The 23,221-nt window shown below is 64.4% G+C and carries 20 protein-coding genes; 8 read left to right on the top strand and 12 right to left on the bottom strand.

The annotated features are described in order from the left end of the window. Position 1: 1 nt before the first annotated feature. The 8 genes from ASG57_RS18305 to ASG57_RS18270 are packed head-to-tail and all read right to left on the bottom strand — an operon-like array spanning position 2 to position 8,363. Positions 2 to 721, bottom strand: a complete 720-nt coding sequence (locus tag ASG57_RS18305) for an ABC transporter ATP-binding protein (RefSeq protein WP_057196929.1) — start codon at positions 719 to 721, stop codon at positions 2 to 4. Further along, positions 714 to 1,469: an ABC transporter ATP-binding protein gene (locus ASG57_RS18300; protein ID WP_057196928.1), complete on the bottom strand. Its 756-nt coding sequence runs from the start codon at positions 1,467 to 1,469 to the stop codon at positions 714 to 716. The genes ASG57_RS18305 and ASG57_RS18300 overlap by 8 nt, the downstream gene beginning before the upstream one ends. Then, positions 1,466 to 2,464 carry a branched-chain amino acid ABC transporter permease gene (locus ASG57_RS18295; protein ID WP_024342579.1) on the bottom strand — a complete coding sequence of 333 codons (999 nt, stop codon included), beginning with the start codon at positions 2,462 to 2,464 and terminating at the stop codon, positions 1,466 to 1,468. Before ASG57_RS18295 ends, ASG57_RS18300 begins: the two co-directional genes overlap by 4 nt. Next, positions 2,461 to 3,336, bottom strand: a complete 876-nt coding sequence (locus tag ASG57_RS18290; protein WP_024342580.1) for a branched-chain amino acid ABC transporter permease — start codon at positions 3,334 to 3,336, stop codon at positions 2,461 to 2,463. Before ASG57_RS18290 ends, ASG57_RS18295 begins: the two co-directional genes overlap by 4 nt. An 11-nt stretch (positions 3,337 to 3,347) precedes the next feature. After that, positions 3,348 to 4,589 (bottom strand): ABC transporter substrate-binding protein, encoded by a 1,242-nt coding sequence (locus ASG57_RS18285; protein WP_024342581.1) that lies wholly within the window; start codon positions 4,587 to 4,589, stop codon positions 3,348 to 3,350. Positions 4,590 to 4,612: 23 nt separating this feature from the next. Further along, the gene (locus ASG57_RS18280; protein WP_057196927.1) at positions 4,613 to 6,988 is read right to left on the bottom strand and encodes a xanthine dehydrogenase family protein molybdopterin-binding subunit; all 2,376 of its coding nucleotides are present in this window, start codon (positions 6,986 to 6,988) and stop codon (positions 4,613 to 4,615) included. Continuing rightward, entirely contained in the window at positions 6,985 to 7,506 is a 522-nt protein-coding gene (locus ASG57_RS18275) for a (2Fe-2S)-binding protein (RefSeq protein WP_024342583.1), read from the bottom strand. The genes ASG57_RS18280 and ASG57_RS18275 overlap by 4 nt, the downstream gene beginning before the upstream one ends. Further along, positions 7,503 to 8,363 carry an FAD binding domain-containing protein gene (locus tag ASG57_RS18270; RefSeq protein WP_024342584.1) on the bottom strand — a complete coding sequence of 287 codons (861 nt, stop codon included), beginning with the start codon at positions 8,361 to 8,363 and terminating at the stop codon, positions 7,503 to 7,505. The genes ASG57_RS18275 and ASG57_RS18270 overlap by 4 nt, the downstream gene beginning before the upstream one ends. A gap of 255 nt (positions 8,364 to 8,618) precedes the next feature. Between ASG57_RS18270 and ASG57_RS18265 the strand changes: the two genes are divergently transcribed. Further along, a complete protein-coding gene (locus ASG57_RS18265) occupies positions 8,619 to 9,239 on the top strand; it encodes a TetR/AcrR family transcriptional regulator (RefSeq protein WP_057196960.1) in 621 nt (206 codons plus the stop codon). 5 nt (positions 9,240 to 9,244) lie between these two features. Here the strand turns inward: ASG57_RS18265 and hutU are convergent, their stop codons facing one another. The 3 genes from hutU to hutI are packed head-to-tail and all read right to left on the bottom strand — an operon-like array spanning position 9,245 to position 13,695. Next, positions 9,245 to 10,915 (bottom strand): urocanate hydratase, encoded by a 1,671-nt coding sequence (hutU, locus tag ASG57_RS18260; RefSeq protein WP_024342586.1) that lies wholly within the window; start codon positions 10,913 to 10,915, stop codon positions 9,245 to 9,247. 9 nt (positions 10,916 to 10,924) lie between these two features. Beyond that, positions 10,925 to 12,484, bottom strand: coding sequence for a histidine ammonia-lyase (hutH, locus tag ASG57_RS18255; protein ID WP_057196926.1), 1,560 nt, complete (start codon positions 12,482 to 12,484; stop codon positions 10,925 to 10,927). Continuing rightward, a complete protein-coding gene (gene hutI / locus ASG57_RS18250; RefSeq protein WP_057196925.1) occupies positions 12,481 to 13,695 on the bottom strand; it encodes an imidazolonepropionase in 1,215 nt (404 codons plus the stop codon). Before hutI ends, hutH begins: the two co-directional genes overlap by 4 nt. 88 nt (positions 13,696 to 13,783) lie before the next feature. On the opposite strand from hutI, the gene ASG57_RS18245 reads away from it, so the two are divergent. The 6 genes from ASG57_RS18245 (at position 13,784) to ASG57_RS18220 (ending at position 19,755) form a co-directional block, all read left to right on the top strand. Continuing rightward, the gene (locus ASG57_RS18245) at positions 13,784 to 15,142 is read left to right on the top strand and encodes a formimidoylglutamate deiminase (RefSeq protein WP_057196924.1); all 1,359 of its coding nucleotides are present in this window, start codon (positions 13,784 to 13,786) and stop codon (positions 15,140 to 15,142) included. After that, entirely contained in the window at positions 15,139 to 15,864 is a 726-nt protein-coding gene (gene hutC, locus ASG57_RS18240) for a histidine utilization transcriptional repressor HutC (RefSeq protein WP_057196923.1), read from the top strand. Before ASG57_RS18245 ends, hutC begins: the two co-directional genes overlap by 4 nt. A 105-nt stretch (positions 15,865 to 15,969) precedes the next feature. Continuing rightward, positions 15,970 to 16,914, top strand: a complete 945-nt coding sequence (locus ASG57_RS18235; RefSeq protein ID WP_024342591.1) for an ABC transporter substrate-binding protein — start codon at positions 15,970 to 15,972, stop codon at positions 16,912 to 16,914. A gap of 66 nt (positions 16,915 to 16,980) precedes the next feature. After that, the gene (locus ASG57_RS18230) at positions 16,981 to 17,754 is read left to right on the top strand and encodes an ABC transporter permease (RefSeq protein WP_024342592.1); all 774 of its coding nucleotides are present in this window, start codon (positions 16,981 to 16,983) and stop codon (positions 17,752 to 17,754) included. Continuing rightward, positions 17,751 to 18,536 (top strand): ABC transporter ATP-binding protein, encoded by a 786-nt coding sequence (locus ASG57_RS18225; protein WP_024342593.1) that lies wholly within the window; start codon positions 17,751 to 17,753, stop codon positions 18,534 to 18,536. Before ASG57_RS18230 ends, ASG57_RS18225 begins: the two co-directional genes overlap by 4 nt. Next, positions 18,529 to 19,755, top strand: a complete 1,227-nt coding sequence (locus tag ASG57_RS18220; protein ID WP_057196922.1) for a Zn-dependent hydrolase — start codon at positions 18,529 to 18,531, stop codon at positions 19,753 to 19,755. Before ASG57_RS18225 ends, ASG57_RS18220 begins: the two co-directional genes overlap by 8 nt. Here the strand turns inward: ASG57_RS18220 and bamA are convergent. Then, a complete protein-coding gene (gene bamA / locus ASG57_RS18215) occupies positions 19,752 to 22,229 on the bottom strand; it encodes an outer membrane protein assembly factor BamA (protein ID WP_502690802.1) in 2,478 nt (825 codons plus the stop codon). The genes ASG57_RS18220 and bamA overlap by 4 nt on opposite strands. A 317-nt stretch (positions 22,230 to 22,546) precedes the next feature. On the opposite strand from bamA, the gene ASG57_RS18210 reads away from it, so the two are divergent. After that, the gene (locus ASG57_RS18210) at positions 22,547 to 22,933 is read left to right on the top strand and encodes a hypothetical protein (protein ID WP_057196920.1); all 387 of its coding nucleotides are present in this window, start codon (positions 22,547 to 22,549) and stop codon (positions 22,931 to 22,933) included. Positions 22,934 to 23,221 lie beyond the last annotated feature (288 nt).

The following is a 23,221-nucleotide window of genomic DNA, read 5'->3' as shown; positions in this document are numbered from 1 at the left end:
ATCACACCGCGCAGTACCGCTCCTGGATATCTCTGTCCGCGAGCAGTGCCGCTGCGCTGCTTTGATGCACGACCTCGCCTTGATCGATGATCACCGCGCGATCGGCGAGCCGCAGCGCCCATTCGACGTTCTGCTCCACTAGCAGCAGCGTCTTGCCCTCGTCGCGCAAGCGACGGAACAGAACGCCCATTTCCTCGACCAGCACGGGCATGATGCCCTCGGAGGGCTCGTCCAGCAGGATCATCTTGGGCTTTGCGATCAGCGCGCGCGCAATCGCCAGCATCTGCTGCTCGCCGCCCGATAGCGTCACGCCCTCTTGATCGAGGCGCTCCTTCAGGCGCGGAAAGGTTTCGGCGATCTCGTCGATCGCCGCGCGCTCCTCGATATCGGAGCCGACTGCGACGAGGCCGAGCCGGAGGTTCTCTCGGACGGTCAGGCCGGGGACGATGCGGCGCTCTTCGGGAACGTAGGCGAGGCCGAGATGGAAGCGCTGATGCGCGCGGAGCGGCAACAGTTCCCTGCCTGCGAAGCGCACGCGCCCCGTCGCCTTCGGCATCAGGCCTATCATCGCGCGCAAGGTCGTCGTCTTTCCGGCGCCGTTGCGGCCGACCAGGGCGACCACTTCGCCCGGGTCCACATGCAGGGTGATGCCATGAAGGATATGGCTGGCGCCATACCAGGCATGGAGATCGTCGACTTGGAGAAACGCGGTCTCAGCCATAGCCCTCACTCTGTCCGAGATAGACCCGGCGAACTTCCGGATTGCTCCGGATCTCATCCGGCGCGCCGTCGGCCAGCAAACGGCCGTGATGCAGCACCACGACGCGCTTGCTGAGCCCCAGCACCATCTTCATCTTGTGCTCCACCAGGAGCACGGTGCGCTTGTCGGCGAGACGTTCGAGCAGAGCGACCATGTCCTTGGTTTCTTCCGGGCCCATGCCGGCGGTCGGCTCGTCCAGCAACAGCAATTCCGGCTCCGAGACCAGCGCGATCGCGATCTCCAGCGCGCGCTGCTGGCCGTGCGACAGGAATCTTGCGAGTTCGCTGCGCCTGGTCAGCAGCCCGACAGCGTCGAGCGCAGCGTCTGCGCGCGCACCGAGCTCAACCAGCTGCGCGCGGTTTCGCAAGATATCGTAGCTCACGATCAGCGCCTGGGCTGCTACGCGCACATTCTCATGCACGGACAGATCCGGAAAGATGTTCGTGATCTGGTAGGAGCGCGAGATGCCCTGATGGACGAAGCGATGCTGCGGCAGGCCATTCAGCTCCCGTCCTCTGAAGTGCAGCTTGCCCGAACTCGGCGTCAACACTCCCGAGAGGATGTTGAAGAAGGTGCTCTTGCCGGCGCCGTTCGGCCCAATGATCGAGGTGAGCTGGCCGGCTGCGAACGAAAGAGTGATGCCTTCCAGCGCGACGAAGCCGCCGAAACGTTTGCCGATGCCTTCGGCGCGAAGCAGCTCGCCGCTCATCGCCGCGCCTTTCCGCTGCCCATGGCATCGAGAAGCGTGCCCCAGATACCCCTGGGCAGAAACAGCACGAACAGCACGAAGATCGCGCCGACGAAGATCTGCCAATGCGGCGTCCAGAGCGAGATCACGTCCTCCAGGATCAGGAAACTGGCGGCACCAACGAACGGCCCGAAGAAGCTGCGGGCGCCACCGAGCAGCACCATCATCACGATCATGCCGGACGTCTGGTAGTGCAGGATGTCCAGCGGCACGATCGACAGATGCAACGCCAGCATGCAGCCGCCGAGCGATGAGATCGCGCCCGATAGCATGAACACGACCAGCTTGCTGCGTTCGACGTCATAGCCGCAGGCGCGCGCCCGCTGCTCGTTCTCGCGGATTGCCTCGATGACGGCGCCGAACGGCGAATTCAGGATGCGCGACTGGAACCACATCGCCAGTGCCGCGAAGGCCATCAGCACGTAGTATTTGTTGACGGGGTCGAGGAAATTCACCTGAAAGCCGAGCAGGCTGATGCGGTCGACGGTAAAGCCGCGCAGGCCGTTTTCGCCGCCGGTGAAGGACGCCGCCTGGAGTGCGACGTAGTAGACGAGCTGCGCCAGCGCGAGCGTGACCATCGAAAAGTAGATGCCGCGGGTGCGCGTCGAGACGAGGCCGATTGCGGCGGCGAGGCAGGTGCTGAGCAAGACCGCGGCCGGCACCGCGGCGAACCAGGGCACGCCGTAGCGACCGATCGCGATTCCGGTGAAGTAGGCGCCCGCGCCGAAGAAGGCCGCCTGGCCGAACGACAGCAATCCGGTATAGCCGAACAGCAAATTGTAGCCCATCACCACGACACCGTAGATCAGGACGTTGACGGCCAGCGCTTTTGACGGCAGCAGCCAGGGTAGCAGGGCGAGCACGGCGATGGACAGCAGCACCCGCTGGTCGAGAACCCGGCCGAGCCCGCCGGGTGAGGGTTTGGCGACCGCCTCGCCGCTCGAAGGGTGCGTCACGCCGTCCTCCCTCTCACGCCGAACAGGCCTTGCGGGCGGATCAGCAGCACCACAGCCATGAGCGCGAACATGACGATGGTCGCCATCTCAGGCGCGAACAGCGCTACCATGCTGATGGATATGCCGACCATGAGGCCGGCGACGACCGCGCCGACAATCGAGCCGAGCCCGCCTATTACCGTGACCACGAAGGCTTCCGCCAGAACCAGCGAGCCCATCTCCGGATTGACGCTACGCATGGGCCCGGCGAGCACGCCGCCAAGCGCGGCGAGCCCCACCCCGAGCCCAAAGATCGCGAGCCAGACCCGGCCGATATCGACACCGAGCACCTGCATGATGGTGGGGTCGCGGGCGCCGGCACGCACGATCAGGCCGACGCGGGTCTTTTCCAGCGTCAGCCAGAGCGCCAGCAGCACCACCGCCACCAGCACGATAACGAACAGACGGTAGCGCGGGAAGAAACCGATGCCGAGATCGACCACACCGATCAGCTGCGGCGGGGTTGGAAACGGGATACCATCGCTGCCGAACACAATGCGTACGCCCTCGACCAGGATGTAGCTGAGCCCAAAGGTGAGCAGCAGCGGATCGTCAATTGAGCGTCCATAGAGCCTGCGGATCAGGACGAGCTCGATCAGCATGCCGAAGGCGCCGATCAGGACGGGAGCAAGCAGCAGACCCCACCAGAAGCTCCCGGTGAGCGACGCCAGATACAGTCCCGCATAGGCCCCGACCATGAACAGCGCACCGTGGGCGAAGTTGACCACCCCCAGCATGCCGAACACGATCGTCAGCCCAAGCGCAGTGATCACCAGGACCGCCCCAAGGGCGACCCCGGAGAGAAGCTGCATGATGATAAGCGACAGATCCATCTTGACAGGCTTCAGGTCGCGTGGCCGAGCTCGCTGCAGCTGCGCAGCATGTCCTCGGAACCGGCATCGCTGGCGAGGATCGCGAACAGGTCGCTCTCGCCTGTCATGGCCGACTTCTTCTTGGACTCCAGCACCAGCACCGACTGCACCGACTGGTGGTCGCATTTGCGGTAGTGTTGCGGGCCCTTGGTGAGGTCGTACTTCAGCTTCTCCAGCGCTTCGACGACCTTGTCGGTATCGGTGCCGCCGGCAGCCTGCATCGCGAGCAGGAGCGAGGCAACGCCTGAGTAGCCATAGGCGCCGTAATCGGTCGGAATCGCGCCGCCATTGGCCGCCTTGAAGGCTGCGTTGAAAGCCGCTGCCGACTTGCTTTGCGCCTCGAGGCCCCAGTAGTAATTGGCTCCCCCGATCACACCCTCGAACACGTCGGGGCCGACGGCCAGGCGCTGGTTGTGCAGGATCACCGGGACAACGATCTTCATCTGCTGCTTGACGCCAAAATCCACCGCCTGCTTGATCGCATTGGCCTGGTCACGGCCGAAATTTGAGATGCACAGCACATCCGGCCGCATCGACATCAGGCGCGGCATGAATGTCGAGTAGTCCGCGGCGCCGAACGGATGCAGGATCTCTCCAACGTTGTCCGCGCCGATCGCCGCTTGAGCGCGCTTGAAGCCGCGCAGCATCTCGTGGCCGTAGGCATAGTCGGCGACGAGATGGGCGACCTTCATGCCCTTCTTCAGGGTCTGGCGCGCCACCGCGGCTGTCGTCATGTGCGGATTGAGCGCCTCATGGAAGGTGTATTTGCTGAAATCCTTGGCCTCGTTGATGGTGTCGGACTGGCTGATCGACACGTAGATCACGCCGCGGGCGCGGGTGACCTCGTTGACCGCGAGCTGCACGGCGCTGGAGAGCGCGCCGACCACCGCGTGAACCTTGTCCTTCTCGATCAGCTCGAGCGTGCGGGTCGCGGCTTCACCGGCATTGAGCTTGTCGTCGCGCACCAGGAGTTCGACCTTGCGGCCGGCAACGCCGCCCTTGTCGTTGACGAGTTTCACCGCCAGCTCAGCACATTTGACCTGATCGCGCGCTTCCGCCGCGAACGGCCCGGTCAGCGGAGTCGGAAAGCCGATGCGGATCGTCTCGTCCGCGGCGCGGCCGAGCCGGGGTGCGGCGAGCAGCGCTGCGCTGGCCGAGAGGCCGGCGAGCGCGGCGCGGCGGGTTATCTTCCAAGTCGAACCGGATTTGGGCATGATCTCCTCCAACTGTCTTTTTTCTAGAATCGCTTCAGGGCTTTTAGGACTCTTGCGGGCGTAATCGGGATGGAGTTGATGGTCGCGCCCAGCGGCGCGAGTGCATCGTTGACGGCATTGAGCACGCAGGCAGACGCAGCTGCGGTGCCGGCCTCGCCGACACCCTTTGCGCCGAGCTCGGTGTCGGCGGTCGGCGTCTCGACATGGGCGATGACTATGTCGGGCATCTCCATCGGCATCGGCACGAGGTAGTCGGCGAGCGAGCCGTTCACGAGCTGGCCGGTCTCGCTATATCGGCACTCCTCGAATAATGCTGCACCGAGCCCCTGCACGATGCCACCGCGGAGCTGCTCGTCCACCAGCATCGGATTGATGACACGGCCGCAGTCCTCGACAATGAAATGCTTGAGAAGCTTGACGAAGCCGGTCTCGACGTCGACCTCGAGCAGGCAGCCCTGAATGCCGTTCGTGAAGGCGAACGGATAGCCCTGCGGCGCGAAATGATGGCTGACGGTGAGCTGAGCCTGCGTACCGGGTGGCAGCGTATCAGAACGGAAGTAGACGATGCGCGCGATCTCGGAGATCGGCATCCGCTGGTTCCGGGTCGACGCGTCCACGACCTCGCCATCGACGATGTCGAGCGCGGACGGCTGCTCCTGCAGGACGAGCGCCGCGATCTCCAGGATGTTACGCTTGAGCGCGCGGGCGGACTGCAGCGCGGTTTCCCCGCCGATGCCGGCACCGCGGCAGGCCCAGGTGGCACCACCATGCGGCGTCACCTCGGTATCTCCCGTGATGACCTTGATGCGCTCCTGCGCGAGGCCGAGCTGATCGGCCACAATCTGGCCGATGATCGACTCGGTGCCCTGCCCCTGCTCGGTGACCGAGATCAGGCAACGCACCTCACCTGACGGCGTCAGGCTGACGATCGCGCCATCCTGAGAGGAGATGCGGGCGCCGCCAACCCCATAGAATGCCGGGCTGGGATTGGTGATCTCGACGAACGTGGCAATGCCGATGCCGCGATAGACGCCGCGCTTGCGCAAGTCCGCCTGCTCGGCTCGCAGCGAGTCATAGTCCATGATCTCATGCAGGCGCTTGAGGCAGGCCTGATGCGACAGCGCCTCGAAACGGTAGCCGGTCGGCGAGGTATGCGGATAGGCATCGTCGGCAATGACATTCTGCGCGCGTATGGCGAAGGGATCGAGGCCGACCTTGCTTGCCGCCATGTCGAGCAGCCGCTCGGTGACGGCACAGGCAATGGGATGGCCGACGGCGCGGTACTGACTGGTCTGCACCTTGTTCTGAAAGATCACCTCCAGCGTGGCGCGGTAGTTCCTGAAGCAATAGGGCGCGCCGATCAGGCGGATCACCTGGTTGCCCTCGACCACGCTGGTGCGCGGATAGGTCGAGAAAGCGCCGATCGCGGTCAGATCCACAACGTCCATTGCGAGAATCCCGCCCCTGGCGTCCAGCGCCATGCGCGCGCGGACGCGGTGGTCGCGGGCGTGGATATCGGAGACGAAGGATTCGATACGGTCGGCGACATACTTGACAGGCCGTCCCAGCAGGATCGAGAGCCCGACCACCGCCATGTCCTCATGATAGACGTGCAGCTTCATCCCGAAGGAGCCGCCAATGTCGGTCGCGATCACGCGAACGCGGGCCTCGGGAATGCCGTAGTGCCGCGAGTAGAGGTCCTGGAATTGGTATGGCGTTTGCGTCGCATGATGCACGGTCAGCATGCCGGCTGCCGGATCGTAGTCGGCGACGATGGCGCGCGGCTCGAGCGTCACCGCTGTATGGCGGCCGAAGGAGAACTCCTCCTCCACCACATGGGAGGCTTTCGCAAACGCGTCGTCGACAGCGCCGTTATCAAGCTGGCTGCGGAAGCAAACGTTATTGGCACTGCCCGGATTGACCAAGGGGCTGCCGACCTCACGCGCGCCGTCGACATCGACGACGACGGGAAGCTCCTCGTAGTTGACCTCGATCAGCTCGAGCGCATCTTCCGCGATCGCGCGACTTTCAGCGACGACGGCGACCACCGCCTGCCCGGACCAGACCACGCGATCCAGCGGCAGCGGCAATTGCGGTGAAGAGGTCATGCCCTTGAAATGGTCGAGCGTGCCGATCCAGGGCGTGCAGATCTTTGCGAGATCCGGCCCCGTCGCGACGAGATGCACACCTTCGACCGCGCGCACTGCGTCGGTATTGATCGAAACGATCTTCGCATGGGCATGCGGACTGCGCAGGAACGCAGCATGGAGCATGCGTGGCAGATGGAGATCGCTGACATACCGGCCTCGCCCGGCAAGCAGGCGCTTGGCATTCGGCCGCGGCAGGGAACGGCCGATATAGGAATTGGGCCGGTCGAGCGAAATCAGAGGCGCGCTCATGTGGTGACTCCGCCGGAGCGCGCTTTGGCCACCGCGTAGATGGCGTCGATGATCGCCTCATAGCCTGTGCAGCGACAATAATTGCCCGACAACGCATCGCGGATCTGCTCGCGGCTCGGCTGCGCCACAAGCGACAGCAGTTCTTCCGCATTGACCAGCATACCCGGCGTGCAGAAGCCGCATTGCAGCGCGTTTCGGCGGTGGAATTCGGCCTGGAGGTCCGCAATCACGCCGCTCTCCGACAGCCCCTCGATTGTATCGATCCTGGCGCCGTCGGCCTGCACCGCGAAGATAAGGCAGGAATGCACGGCGCGGCCGTCGAGCTGGATCAGGCAGGCACCGCAGGCGCCCATCTCGCAGCCGGCATGCGTGCCCGTCAGCTCGAGCTTTTCGCGCAGGCAGTCGACCAGCGTCTCGCGCGGCGCGACCTCGCAGGCGACCTTGCGGCCGTTGACGACGAAACGCACCCGCACTGTCTCGTCGGCCTCACCCAACAGGGTCTCGTCGAAGCCGCTCATGCGCCCTCTCCAAGACGTCCGAGTAGGCGGCCAAGCAGCACGCGGGCAAGATGCAGCCGCATGGCCGGCGGCACCTCGTCACCCTCGGGCGGGGCGAGATCGCATTCGAGCGCTCGTTGCGCGGCCGCGATACGCTCAACATCGAGACGCGCGCCGATCAGGGCGCGTTCAGCCCCCTTCACCCGTGTCGGCGTATTTCCGACGGAAAAGAACGAGATGCGGATGTCCTCGATGCGGCTGCCCTGACACGTCGCCATGATCCCGCAACCGACCAGCGCGTAGTCTCCGCGCCGCCGCGCCAGCTCATCGAACGCAAAGCGCTGATCGGCCCTGAACAGTGGAACGTGGATCGCCGCAATCAGCTCTCCGGGTTGCAGCGCCGTCTCGAACAGGTCGATGAAGAAATCATCGGCCTTGACGCGGCGGCGACCTGAGGGACCGACGATCTCGATCTCGGCGTCCAGCGCCAGCGTCATCGCCGGAAATTCAGAAGCGGGGTCGGCGAGCGCAACGCTGCCGCCAATAGTGCCGCGGTTGCGGATCGCGGGATGGGCGACGAACGGCGCCGCCACGTGCAAGAGCGGGGCGGACTCGGCGATCGACGCCTCAGTCAGCATCTCGCAATGACGTGTCAGCGCGCCGATGCGCAGGTAACCGCCTTCGCGCCTGACCCCGCGAAGCTCGTCGATGTGGGTGATGTCGATCAAGAGCCGCGGCGCCTGCAGCCGAAGCGAAAGCGCCGGCACGAGGCTCTGGCCGCCGGCAATGAAGCGAGCATCGTCCCCTGCGCGCGCGTGAGCGTCCAGCGCCTGATCGATGGTCGCAGCACGAAAATAGCTGAAAGCCCTCGCCTTCACTGCCGTTTCCTCGAGATCCGTCGGCTCATCAGCCGGGACGTCAGATTTGTAACCATCTGGTCTCAAAATCCTGACACGCCGCCCAGGATCGGTCAATAGGAAATGACCATTTGGTCACAAATGCACCTTGGGCTAAGAAGGACTCGATACGTGCGATTCATCGACGAAATGGCCCGAAAAGCGCAGAGAACCGCGAAACGACCGGTCCGCAAGCGGACCGAGGCAGGCAGCAAGTCTGCGCCAAAGCGCCGCAACATGCGTGCGGCAGATCGCGAGCGTGCGATCGTCGAGGAGGCGATCCGTTTCTTCGCCGAGCACGGCTTCGAAGGCCAGACACGTGAGCTCGCCAAGCGGATGGGCATCACACATTCGGCAATCTACCGGCACTTCCCGAGCAAGGAGGCGCTGATCGAGCGAGTCTATCAGGAGGTTTATCTCAGCCGCTGGTCGCCCGACTGGGGTGCCATGATCCGCGAGCGGGCCCTGCCGCTGGAGGCCCGGCTCACGCGTTTCTATCTCGACTATGTCGACCGCGTGTTCGAATATAACTGGGTACGGATCTTCGTGTTCTCCGGCATGAAGTCGTTCGGCATCACCAGCCGCTATCTCGACATCGTCCGCCGCGAGATCATCGAGCCGGCGGCGGCCGAGCTGCGTCATGAGCTGAAGCTGCCCGGGACAGAGGTTCACGCCTTGAGCGAGCGCGAGACCGAGCTGTTCTGGGGCCTGCACGGCCGCATCTTCTATCTCGCCATTCGCAAGTTCATCTACGCGACGCCAATTCCATCCGACCTCGACGCCATTGTCCGCGACGCGGTCCGGACTTTCATGGACGGCGCCAAGACGACGATGCCAAGGCTCCTGGAAAGCGACTGAGGCCGCTAGCTCGCCATGCTCGGCAGATCGAGCCCCTTGTCGCGGGCGCAGTCGATCGCGATGTCGTAACCGGCGTCGGCATGCCGCATGACGCCACTGGCGGGATCGTTCCAGAGCACGCGCTCGATCCGCTCTGCCGCTTCCGGCGTACCGTCGGCAACGATCACCATGCCGGCGTGCTGGGAATAACCAATGCCGACGCCGCCGCCATGATGCAGCGAGACCCAGGTCGCGCCGCTGGCGCAATTGAGCAAGGCGTTGAGCAGCGGCCAGTCGGACACCGCGTCCGATCCGTCCTTCATCGCCTCGGTCTCGCGGTTGGGGCTCGCCACCGAGCCGCTGTCGAGATGATCGCGGCCGATCACGATGGGCGCTTTCAGTTCGCCGCGCGCCACCATCTCGTTGAAGGCAAGGCCCAGGCGATGACGATCGCCAAGACCGACCCAGCAGATGCGCGCAGGCAGGCCCTGGAACTTGATGCGTTGCTTGGCCATATCGAGCCAATTGTGCAGATGCTTGTCGTCCGGCATCAGTTCCTTGACCTTGGCATCGGTCCTGAAGATGTCCTCTGGATCCCCTGAAAGCGCGGCCCAGCGGAACGGCCCGACGCCACGACAGAACAAGGGGCGGATATAGGCGGGGACGAAGCCTGGGAAATCGAAGGCGTTCTTCAGGCCCATGTCCTGCGCCATCTGGCGGATGTTGTTGCCGTAGTCGAGTGTCGGGATGCCCAGCGCGTGGAAATCCAGCATGGCCTGGACGTGCTCGACCATCGAGGTCTTCGATGCGCGTTCGACTCCCTTGGGATCGGAAGCGCGCTTTGCTTCCCACTCCGCCAGCGTCCAGCCCTTCGGCAAATATCCGTTGATCGGATCGTGTGCGCTGGTCTGGTCGGTGACGATGTCGGGCTTGACGCCGCGGCGCACGAGTTCCGGAAAGATCTCCGCTGCGTTGCCGAGCAGGCCGACCGATACCGCCTTCATCGTCTTCGCCGAATCCGCCATGATCGCGAGCGCCTCGTCGAGGCTCGCGGCCTGGCGATCGAGATAGCCGGTGCGCAAGCGCATCTCGATGCGGCTCGGCTGGCATTCGACCGCGAGCATCGAAGCACCGGCCATGGTTGCTGCCAGCGGCTGTGCACCGCCCATGCCGCCTAAGCCGGCGGTGAGAATCCATTTGCCGGCGAGGCTGCCGCCATAGTGGCGACGGCCGACCTCGACGAAGGTCTCGTAGGTGCCCTGCACGATGCCCTGGCTGCCGATATAGATCCAGGAGCCCGCGGTCATCTGGCCGTACATCATCAGGCCCTTGCGATCGAGCTCATTGAAATGATCGAGCGTTGCCCAATGCGGCACGATGTTCGAATTCGCGATCAGCACGCGGGGGGCGTCGGCATGGGTACGGAACACGCCGACCGGCTTGCCGGACTGGACCAGCAGCGTCTGGTCCGCTTCGAGCTTGCGCAGAGCCGCCGCGATCCGGTCGAAACTCTCCCAGTCGCGTGCGGCGCGGCCGATGCCGCCATAGACCACGAGTTCGCTCGGGCGCTCCGCGACATCAGGATCGAGATTGTTCATCAGCATGCGCAACGGCGCTTCCGTGAGCCAGCTCTTGGCACTGATCTCGCTGCCGCGGGGGGCACGAATGGTGCGGTCATTATCCAGTCGGCGGTTCATGCAGACCTCTTAATCGAGTCTCGGAAACGGATCGGATGGAAGTGTGGTGATCGCAATGGCCGGGAGAGCGTCGGCTTCGATCAATGCGGCGGCCCTGGCAAGATCGCCGGCCATGTAGCGGTCAGCACCGAGTGCGGGCACCTGCTCGCGCAATGCAGTCATAACGGCAGCCAGCGGCCTGCTGGTCGCATGCGGCGCGCGCAGCGTGATGCCTTGGGCTGCGACCAGGAGCTCGATGCCGAGGATGGCGGCGAGATTGTCGGCCATGTCGGACAGCCGCCGCGCGGCATGCGCGGCCATCGAGACATGGTCCTCCTGATTGGCGCTGGTTGGCGTCGAGTCGATAGAGCAGGCGAGCGCGCGCTGCTTGTTCTCGGCATAGAGCGCCGCGGCGGTGACTTCGGCGATCATGAATCCGGAATTGAGGCCGGGATCGGGGGTAAGGAACGGTGGCAAGCCGAAATTGAGCGCGGGATCGACCAACGTCGCGATGCGCCGCTCGCTGATCGCGCCGATCTCGGACAGAGCCAGCGCGATCGCATCGGCAGCAAAGGCCACCGGCTCGGCGTGGAAGTTACCGCCGGAGACGATCTCGCCGGTCTCGACCAGGACGAGCGGATTGTCGGTGACTGCATTGGCCTCAACGATCAGCGTGCGCGCGGCTTGCGTGATCAGATCGAGCGCTGCGCCGGCAACCTGTGGCTGACAGCGCAGGCAATAGGGATCCTGCACGCGCTCGTCACCTTCGAGGTGAGACAGGCGGATGTCGCTGCCGTCGAGCAACGCGACCAGCGTCGCGGCCGCCGCGATCTGCCCGGCATGGCCCCGCAATGCCTGGATCTCGGGGCGGAACGGCGCCGTCGAGGCCATGGCCGCGTCCACCGACAATGCACCGGTCACGAGAGCCGCGCGCGCCAGGCGAAACGCGCGCAGCACGCCTGAGACGGCATAAGCCGTCGAGAACTGCGTGCCGTTGATCAGCGCGAGGCCTTCCTTGGGACCAAGCGTCAGCGGCGTGAGGCCCGCGCGCTTGAGGGCCTCGGCGCCGGATACGGTTTTCCCGTCGATGATCGCCTGCCCTTCGCCGATCATCACGGCCGCCATGTGCGCCAGCGGTGCAAGATCTCCAGAGGCACCGACGGAGCCCTGCTGCGGCACCAGCGGATGGACGGCCTGCGCCAACATGTCCTGCAGCTGCTTGATCACCTCGCGGCGAACGCCGGAGGCGCCGCGACCCAGCGAGACGATCTTCAGCGCCATCATCAGGCGAACAATCGGCTCGGGTGTCGGCTGGCCGACACCGCAGCAATGCGAGAGGATCAGGTTGCGCTGGAGCCGTGCAGTCTGATCGGGCGGAATGCGCTTCGACGCCAGCTTCCCAAAGCCTGTGTTGATGCCGTAGACCGGCGTGTCAGCTCGCGCCGCCTTCGCGACAATTTCCGCCGCGGCCTCCACGCGCGGCCAGAACGAGGCATCGAGCACAACGGGCGCACCTTCGAGCACACACGCGAGGTCATCAAGACCGACCGTTCCTGGGGTGACGACGATCGCTGCGTTCTGCTCCGTCACTGTCCCCTCCAGACCCGGCGATGCAACGGATTGAAGCCGATGCGATAGACCAGCTCGGCCGGGCGCTCGATGTCCCAGATCGCAAGGTCACACCATTTGCCTGCTTCCAGCGTGCCGGTTTCATCGACCACGCCGAGTGCCCGTGCGCCTTCACGGGTGACGCCGATGATGCATTCGGCGACCGTCATCCGGAACAGCGTCGCGCCCATGTTCATCGCGAGCAGCAGCGAGGTCAGCGGCGAGCTGCCGGGATTGCAGTCGGTCGCTAACGCCATGTGGACGCCGGCCTCGCGAAACGTCTCGACCGGCGGTTTCTGCGTCTCGCGGATGAAGTAGAACGCACCAGGCAACAGCACGGCCACCGTTCCAGATCTCGCCATTGCGGCAGCGCCGGCTTCGTCGGTGTGCTCCAGATGATCAGCCGAGAGCGCCGAGAACTTCGCGGCGAGTGCGGCACCGCCAAGATTCGACAGCTGGTCGGCATGGAGCTTGACTGGCAGTCCAAGTCCCCTCGCCGTCTCGAACACCCGAGCGGTCTGGTCGGCGGAAAACGCGATGCCTTCCATGAACGCATCGACAGCATCGGCAAGTCCAGTCCTTGCCACCGCCGGCAGCATCTCCTTGCAGACAAGGTCGATGTAACGGTCTTTGTCGCCATCAGCCTCGACCGGTAGCGCATGTGCACCGAGAAAGGAGGTACGGATCGCAACCGGACGCTGACGGCCAAGGTTGCGCGCGGCGGCGAGCTGGCGCATCTCGGTTTCAGTGTCGAGACCATAGCCGGACTTGATTTCGATCGTGGTGACGCCCTCGGCGATCAGCGCATCGAGCCGCGGCAACGCGCTCGCGATGAGGTCCGCCTCGCTCGCCCTGCGCGTCGCGGCCACGGTCGACACGATCCCGCCGCCGGCGCGCGCGACCTCCTCATAGCTCGCGCCCTTCAGGCGCAACTCGAATTCGTGCGCGCGGTTGCCGCCGTAGACGAGATGAGTGTGGCAGTCGATGAGGCCGGGGGTGATCCAGCGTCCGTCGCAGTCGATCCGCTCAATCGCATCGGCGTCCGCCGGAAAATCGGCCTGCGCTCCGGCATAGACGATCCGGCCACCGAGCGCTGCGATCACGCCAAGCTCGATCTCGCCGAGATCGGGACGGTCGGCCCGCATCGTGGCGAGCCGGGCATTGTGCCAGATCCGGTCGAAGCGCTCTGCCATGCAACGGTCCCTTCGCGTGGGATGCTTGACTTATATGTCTAGACATATAATCGTGGGACCGTTCTGTCCAGCCGGCGTGTCATCAATCATGTCCCGACTGCATTTCGCCTCCGCGCTCCTGCCTTCAGGCTGGGCCCATGACGTGCAGGTGGTGATCACCGCCGGCACGATCGCAGAGGTGATGCCGGGCGTGGCGCCGGCTGTCGGGGACGAGCGCCACGCCATCGCGCTTCCGGGATTGGCGAGCCTGCACAGCCACGCCTTCCAGCGTGGCATGGCGGGGCTGGCCGAGCTGCGCGGCGATTCCACCGACACGTTTTGGACCTGGCGCGAAACAATGTATCGCTTCGCGCTCGCAATGACGCCGGACGACGTCGCGGCTGTTGCGACGCTGCTCTATGTCGAGATGCTCGAGCAGGGTTTTACCCGTGTCGGCGAATTTCATTACTTGCATCATGATCGCGACGGCTCGCCCTATGCCGACGTCGCCGAAATGGCTACGAAGATTGCGCAGGCTGCCGAGGCGTCGGGCATTGCCCTCACGCTGCTGCCCAGCTTTTATGCGCACGGCTCCTTCGGCGGTGCTGCACCTCATGCCGGCCAGCGCCGCTTCGTCTGCTCGGTCGATCAGTTCGCCGCATTGATGGCCGCATCGCGCAAGGCGGTCGCAGCATTGCCTGGCGGCAATATCGGCATTGCGCCGCACAGCCTGCGCGCGGTGACGCCGGACGAGCTCACGGCGATCGTTCCGCTGGCCGACGGCGGGCCGGTGCACATTCACGCAGCTGAGCAGGTGAAGGAGGTCCAGGATTGCCTGGCCTGGTCCGGGCGGCGCCCGGTGCAATGGCTGCTGGAGCACGCGCCGGTCGACCAGCGCTGGTGCCTCATCCACGCAACCCACATGACCGACCAAGAGATCAGCGCATTTGCCGAAACGGGTGCGGTCGCCGGCCTCTGTCCTGTCACCGAAGCGAGCCTCGGGGACGGCATATTCCCGGCGCACGAATTTCTCGCCGCAGGTGGCGCATTCGGCGTGGGCACCGATTCCAACGTGCTGGTCGGCGTCGCCGATGAACTGCGCCAGCTCGAATATGGCCAGCGGCTGCAGCATCGCCAGCGCAACGTGCTCTCAAGCGGCGCCGGACGTTCCACCGGTCGCACGTTGTTCGACCACGCACTCGCTGGCGGCGCCCAAGCGCTGGCGCAAACGAAGGCGGGCCTCACGCCAGGTGCGCACGCCGACATTGTCACACTTGACACGTCGCATCCATCGCTGGCGGGACGCACCGGCGATGCCGCCATCGACGGCTGGATCTTTGCGGCGGGCAGCGGTGCGATCGATTGCGTCTGGGCCGGCGGCCGCAAGGTCGTCGAAGGCGGCCGGCACGGATTGCGCCAAGCCGCGCGCGAGCGATTCAACGCGACGGTGCGGAGGCTCGTCGCATGAGCCTCGTGACTGATACCGATAAGCCGACGCTCTACAAGCGCATCCGCGCCGACATCGAAAAGCGCATCCTGACCGGCGAGTGGCCGCCCGGTCACCGCATCCCTTTCGAGCACGAACTGGTGGCACGCTACGGCTGCTCGCGCATGACGGTGAACAAGGCACTGTCGGAGCTGGCACAGGCCGATCTGATCGAGCGGCGCCGCCGGGCCGGCTCGTTCGTGCGGCGGCCGCAGCATCAGTCGGCGGTGCTCAAGATCGCGGACATCCGCGCCGAAATTACCGCGCTCGGCCGCACCTACGGCTACGAGCTGATCCAACGCAAGCTGCGGACAGCGACCAGCGCTGACCGCGATCGTCTCGGCGTCTCGAAAGCCGGCAAGGTCGTCGCGATCGCCTGCCGGCACAGCGCCGACAACGTGCCCTTCGCCGTCGAGGACAGGCTGATCGATTTGTCGTCCGTCCCTGATGCCGCGACCGCGGATTTCTCGCGCGAGCCGCCCGGCTCCTGGCTGCTTCACCATGTCCCATGGACGGAGGCGGAACACACCATCAGTGCCATCGTTGCGGACGAACGCGCGGCGGAAGCGCTCGACATCGCCGTCGGCGCGCCCTGCCTCGTGATCGACCGCTACACCTGGCGCAGCGCGCGCACGATCACCGCCGTGCGCCTGCTCTATCCCGGTGACTCTCACCGCCTTGTCGCACGATTCAAGGGAGGCTGAGAGGAGATGTCGGCACAAATCGTGCAAAGCTTCGAGCAACGGTCCGGATGGGCCGGCAGTGATCAACAGAACGTCAATCCACCGATCTGTAAGAGGACGACAATCATGCGTAGTTCAAAGGTATTTGCGACAATCATTGCTCTCGCCGCCTCCACTCCCGCGCTCGCCGACGGCGTCAAGGTCGGCATCGGCATTTCCGGATGGACCGGCTTCGCGCCGCTGACGCTGGCGAAGGAGGCCGGCATCTTCAAGAAGAACGGCCTCGACGTCACCATCAAGAAGATCCCGCAGAAGGACCGCCATCTCGCCATCGCATCCGGCGACATCCAGTGCGCGGCGACCACGGTCGAGACCTGGATTTCCTGGAACGCCAACGGTGTTGCGACCAAGCAGATCTTCCAGCTCGACAAGAGCTATGGCGCCGACGGCATGGCCGTGCGCAACGACGTCGCCGCGATCAAGGACCTGAAGGGCAAGACGGTCGCCGCCTCCGCACCAGGCACCTCGCCCTACTTTGCGCTGGCCTGGATGCTCAAGAAGAACGGGCTGTCCGTGAAGGACGTCACCGTCGTGAACCTGGAGCCGGCTGCCGCTGCGCAGGCCTTCGTTTCCGGGCAGAACGACGCCGCGATGACCTATGAGCCTTATCTTTCGACGGTGCGTGCAGCGCCCGACAAGGGCAAGATCATAGCGACCACGCTCGACTATCCGATGGTCATGGATACTTTCGGCTGCACGCCGAAGTTCCTGACCGAGAATCCCAAGGCGGCCAAGGCCCTCGCCGACAGCTATTTCGAGGCGCTCGAGATGATCGCCAAGGACCAGGCCAAATCCTACGAGATCATGGGCGCCGACGTGAAGCAGACCGGCGAGCAGTTCGGCAATTCGGCGAAGTATCTGCGCTGGCAGGACAAGGCCGCGAACCAGAAGTTCTTCGCCGGCGATTTCCTGACCTTCAACAAGGAGGCGGCCGAGCTCCTGCTCGAGATCGGAATCATCAAGGCCGTGCCGAAGGTCGAGGACCTCTACGACGCCAGCTTCATCAAGTAACACCTTCGCGCCGCCGGTGCCGCCCGAGTGCGGGACCGGCGCGTCGATTCTCGGATAAGCAGTCTGATGCGCCCTCTGGATCCCGTTACATCGAGGCAGCGCGCGGCCTATGGCCTTGCGTTCTTCGTGCTGTTCGTCGCCCTCTGGTCCTGGGCGACGTTCGGCGGCCATGTGTCGAAGACCTTCCTCGCCAATCCGCTGACCATGGTGCAGGAAGGCCTTGAGCTCCTCACCAAGCACGGCTTCCTGTTCGACATCGGCATGACGATCTGGCGCGTCGTCGGCGGTTTCGCGCTCGCGGCAATCATCGCCGTGCCGCTCGGCGTTCTGATGGGCGCCTATAAGCCGGTCGAAGCGTTCCTCGAGCCGTTCGTCTCCTTCGCCCGTTACTTGCCTGCCTCCGCCTTCATCCCGCTCTTGATCCTGTGGGCGGGCATCGGCGAGTTGCAGAAACTGCTCGTCATCTTCATCGGCTCGGTGTTCCAGGTGATCCTGATGGTTGCGGTGACCGTCGGCGCCACGCGCCGCGACCTTGTCGAGGCAGCCTATACGCTGGGCGCCGGCGATCGCGGCATCATCCGCCGCGTGCTGCTGCCCTCCTCTGCGCCTGATATCGCCGAAATCCTGCGGCTGGTGCTGGGCTGGGCCTGGACCTATGTCATCGTCGCCGAACTGATCGGCTCGTCCTCAGGCATCGGTCATATGATCACCGACAGTCAGGCCCTGCTCAACACCGGCCAGATCATCTTCGGCATCATCGTGATCGGCCTGATCGGCCTCGTCTCGGACTTTCTGTTCAAGGCGTTCAACGCCTGGCTCTTTCCGTGGAAGCTGGCATGACGACGCTCAGGATCGAACAGGTTTCTCGCACCTTTCCCGCACGTCACGGCAATGCGCCCACGAAAGCGCTGGAGCCGACCGACCTCGTCATCGGCAACAACGACTTCGTCACCATCCTCGGCCCCTCCGGCTGCGGCAAATCCACACTGCTGCGCATCGTCGCCGGCCTTGACCGTCCGACCAGCGGACGGGTCACGCTCGACGGACGCGAGGTAACCGGCCCGGGCGCCGATCGCGGCATGGTGTTCCAGTCCTATACGCTGTTTCCCTGGCTGACCGTGCGCGAGAACATCGCCTTCGGCCTGCGCGAGCGCGGCGTGGCCGAGGCGGAGCGGAACAAGGTCGCGGACGCCTTCATTCGCCAAGTCGGGTTGTCGGGCTTCGAGAACCACTGGCCGAAGCAGCTTTCCGGCGGCATGCAGCAGCGCACGGCCATTGCGCGTGCGCTCGCCAACGATCCGAAGATCCTGCTGCTCGACGAGCCCTTCGGTGCGCTCGACAACCAGACGCGCGCGCTGATGCAGGAGATGCTGCTCGGGATCTGGGAGCGTGACCAGAAGACGGTGCTGTTCGTGACCCACGACATCGAGGAAGCCATTTTCCTCGGCAGCCGCGTCATCGTCATGAGCGCGCGTCCCGGCCGCATCAAGGCCGAGATCAATGTGGACCTGCCGCATCCCCGCTCCTACAAGATCAAGACCACGCCGGAATTCGTCCAGCTCAAGGAACGGTTGGTCGAGGAGATCCGCGCTGAAGCGCTCAAGGTTGCTGAACATGCCTGACACTCGCGCCGACGGACATCGCGTCCTCGCTGACCTCCATGCGCTGCGCGCCTTTGGCGCCTACAAGACCGGCGTGCACAAGCCGACCTTCTCAGAGCCGCACAAGCTCTCCCTGGAATGGCTCGTGCAGAAGCTGCCAGAGGCCAATCTCTCCGCGGCTGTAGACGGCATCGGCAATGTCTTCGGCACAAGCGCGAAGCATGGGCCCAAGCTGCTGGCAGGCTCGCATCTGGAGAGCCAGAACTACGCCGGCTGGCTCGACGGCCCGCTCGGCGTCGTCTACGCGCTGGAAGCTGCGCGCGTGCTGAACACCGATCCTTCGTTCAATGGCGCAGTGGAAGTCGCCGCCTGGTGCGACGAGGAAGGACATTTTGGTCATTTCCTCGGCTCGCGCTCCTATGTCGGACAAGTGACCGACACCGAAATCGATGCCGCGCGTGACCGCACCAGCGGCCGCGCCATGCGCGAGGCCCTTGCCGACATGGGCCTCGCGGGACGCCCGCGCGTAACCGCCGAGCCGGGACGACACGTCGGGTATCTGGAGGCCCATATCGAGCAAGGCGACACGCTCGAGAGCGGGCGCCTCGCCATCGGCGTCGTGACGTCCATCGTGGGCATCTGGCAGTACCAGATCAACTTTGTCGGCGAGCAGAACCACGCCGGCACGACGCGCATGGCGGTGCGCAAGGACGCAGGGCTCGCCCTGGCCAAGTTCTGCGTCGCGATCGACGAGCGCTTTCCGACTGACTGCGGCCCGCGCACGGTCTGGACCACCGGTCGCATCACGCTCGATCCGGGCGCACCGAGCATCATTCCAGGCGGGGCAGAGATGCTGTTCCAGATGCGCGACGATGATCCGGCCGTGATCGCGCGGCTGGAGCAGCTGCTGCGGACCATGGCGGACGAGGCCAGTGCGATTGGCCCCTGCACCGTCACGGTCACGAAGCTGCGCACTGGTGCGCCCGCAATGATGGATGCGGGCTTTCAGGACGCGATCGAGGCAGCCAGCAAGGCCGTCGCCGGTGCCCGGTCCATCCGCATGCCCAGCGGGGCCGGGCACGATGCGCAGATGCTCGCGACCGTGATGCCCGCAGGCATGCTGTTCGTGCCATCAATCGGCGGCATCAGTCACCACTGGACCGAGAATACCGCTGATGCCGACATCGTCACCGGCGCAGAGGTCTTCGTCGATGCCTGCCGGCGGATACTCGGGGGCTAGAACGACGTGCCGCCGCCGAATCTGAACTCCTGGACGGTGTCGTACTTGCCCTTCGTGATCGGCACGGCATAGTCGAAGCGCAGCGGTCCAAACGGCGAGGCCCAGATCAGGCCGACGCCAACCGACGATCGCACCACATTGCCGTCGTCGTATTGCAGTCCGCAGGTCGGGCACGCCTTGGTGTTGACTTCGCCCGTCGCCGACCACGAGGTCGGCCCCTGGTAGCCCCAGAGCGATCCGGCATCGGCGTAGACCGCGCCCTTCAGACCGACTTCCTTGGGCAGGAACCAGAACGGCATCTGCAACTCCATGGAGGCACCCCAATACTTCGTGCCGCCAAGCGAATCGCCGCTCGCACCCAGGCTCCGATAGGTGATGTCGCGCGGACCAATGCCGTTGGACGCGAAGCCGCGCACGAGGTTCGGGCCCATCTGGAAGTGATCCAGCATGCGCAGATCCTGGTTACCAAGCTTGCTGAGGAGACCGCCCTGGAGATGGATCACGCTCACAATGTCAGACACGAGCGGAGTGTAGTACTTGGTGTCCAACGCCGTCTTCAGATAGGTGACGTCACCGCCGACACCTGCAAAATCCTGCTTGAAGTCGACCAGCAACCCGTCCGTCGGGTTCCTGGTGTTGTCCAGCGTGTTGTAGTTCAGCGTGTAGCCGAGCGCCGAGGTCCAGGCCGCGCCGTTGGCCAGTTCTTTCCGAACCGGCAGGCTCGACTCGCCGTCGCCGTAGCAGCCATATCCATAGACGCCCGAATCCGTCGAGTTGGTCGGATCCGCGCCCCCCAGTACGCTCTGGATGTAGGCCGGTGTGGGATTGTACGCGAGCGAGGGGTTGGACGCGTTGTTGTTGCAGTTGTTGTAGGCGCTGGCCAGCGTGATGCTCTGCTGATAGAGCGAATAGCGGAGTTGGAGTGAGAGGTCCTCTCGCAAGGCCAGCCCAATCCGGGGAGAGAAGCCAAGCGTGGTCACGCCGTAGCTCGTATAGCTGTTCGACTTCTGCTGCTTCCAATATGTGTCGAAACCGAGCGCGATCCGGTAGCCGAGCAGATAGGGCTCGACGAAGGACAACGATATGCCGCGCGAATATTGGCCGTAGCTGACCGACGCCTTGCCGTACAGACCGCGACCGAGCAGGTTGCGCTCGGAGATCGAGACCTCGGCCAGCGCACCGTCGCTGGTGGAATAGCCGCCCGAGACGGAGAAGTCGCCTGTCGACTTTTCTTCCATATCGACGATCAGGATCACGCGATCGCTGGAGGAGCCGGGCTCAGTGACGATCTTGACGCTCTTGAAAAAGTCGAGGTTCTTCAGCCGCCGTTCGGCGCGGTCGACCAGCGCACGGTTGTAGGCGTCGCCCTCCGAGAGATCGAATTCGCGGCGGATCACGTAATCGCGCGTGCGCGTGTTGCCGCGCAGGTCGATGCGCTCGATATAGGTCCGCGGACCTTCGTCGACGTTGAACACGACGGATACGGTGTGCGCCTCGAAATTGCGGTCGCCGGCGGGGCGAACCACGGCAAAGGCGTAGCCGCGGCGCGAGGCCTCGATTTGCATCTCCTCGGTCGACTTCTCGATCGCTTCGACGTTATAGAGCGAGCCGACGTTGACGCGCGAATAGGTGTGGAGCGAACCGGCGTCGAAACTGGGAATGCTGGAACGGAAGTCGACCGATCCAACTCGATATTGCCGTCCTTCCTCGATCTTGAAGGTGACGAGAAAGCCCTTCTTCTCGGGATCGTATTCTGTAAGCGCTGCGACGACCTGGACGTCGGCGAACCCATTCTTGAGATAGAAGCGGCGAATCAGGTCGCGATCGGCCTCGACGCGATCAGGATCGTAGATGTCGTTGCTGGCGAGGAAGCTGAGCAGGTTGCTCTCGCGAGTCTTGATGACGTCGCGCAGGCGCGAGGCCGAGAATGCACTATTACCGATGAACTCGACCGACTTGACCGGAGTCTTGCCGCCCTCCTCGATCGTGAAGATGAGGTCGACGCGGCTGTTCGGCTGCTCGATGATCTCGGGCGTGACGCGCACGTCGTAGCGGCCCGAGCGCCGATAGATCTCGGCGATACGCAACGTGTCGGATTGCACCAGCGCCCGCGAGAAGGTCCCGCGCGGCTTGGACTGGATCTCGGCCGAGAGTTGCTCGTCCTTGATTTTCTTGTTGCCTTCGAAGGCGACGCGACCGATCACGGCGTTCTCCACCACCGATACCACGAGGCGGCCGCCGGCCCGACTGATCTTCACGTCCTGGAACAGGCCTGTCCCGATCAAAGCCTTGATTCCCTCATCGACGGCCGGTTGATCGAGGCGGCCTCCCGCGGCGGGCCGGAAGTAGGAGCGGATCGTCTCGGCATCGACGCGGCGGTTACCCTCGACCACGATCGTGTCCACGTTCTGCGCGGACGCCGGCTGCGGCAATAGCACCGCTGGAATTGAACTCGCAATCGATACACCACTCATCGCCACCACGATCAGCAAGGCCCGCCAAACCGACATTCCACACCTCAAGAGCACCTGCTGCTCTGAAACGAAACGGCTGTGGCCGCGATGTGGCTTCCAGATTGCTGCACTGTTTCAGGTCGTTGAAATTGATGGGCGGATGAGCCGCGCCAATACGGACACCATGCCGACCGCGCGAGCCTTACGGGAGCGAACGACCGCAATGCGCGTGCCGGGCATGCCGCCAGTCCGCACAAGGGCGCAGCAACATCGCGCAACGCCAGAGTTCTTTACAGCCTCCCACGCCGGTGCGAGAGGCCGCGGCATCGTGAACATGCATGGATTATCTGCCGATGAACGCGCTCGTCGCGACCAGAACGGTGCTGGTCGCCCTCCTCCTCAGTTCTACCCTCACCGCGCATGCCGCAAACACCGGCAAGCGCGATCAACAACAGACGACGCAGAATGCCGTCTACGAGTACGGTCCGCGCGGCCCCAATCGGTCTTACCAATCCGGTCCGCGAACGCGCATCTATGTGAGCAAGCGGTCGTGGCTGGATGGCGGGACCGAAGTGCTGCCCGGCGAGCGGAAGTTCACAGACTATGCCTTTCCACCCGGTGCTTCGTTCGCGCGTAGCAACAACAACCGGCCGCTCGATAGACAGCCGCTGAGCCCGGATGCGGACCTGGGCGGACTCATGCAGCGAATTCCGATTTCCTGGTGATCGGACCCGCTATCCCGGACGCGATGCAGCGCGAAGTGCTGCTGCCGTCTCGGAACTGTCGTGCGGTCGAACCGGGCGATGACAGCGAACGTGAGGTGGCAAGACACGCCTTCTTGTTCTCGCGGCGTGTTTCGCCCGAGCTTTGCTTGATCGCTCCGCCCTCTCGTCCAAGAGGGCGCAGGGAAGGCCGGGTGCCGGCGGCACCCGCGGTCTGCTGCGCAAAAAGGTGCACGCAGGAAACCGCACAGCAGCATACAGGTGAAGCCCAACACACGGCCTTCCCTGCGC

The sequence above is a fragment of the Bradyrhizobium sp. Leaf396 genome, from assembly GCF_001424605.1.
GTDB lineage: Bacteria > Pseudomonadota > Alphaproteobacteria > Rhizobiales > Xanthobacteraceae > Bradyrhizobium > Bradyrhizobium japonicum_C.
Note: the sequence above shows the minus strand (reverse complement) of the source record. Positions and strands in the feature narration are given on the sequence as shown.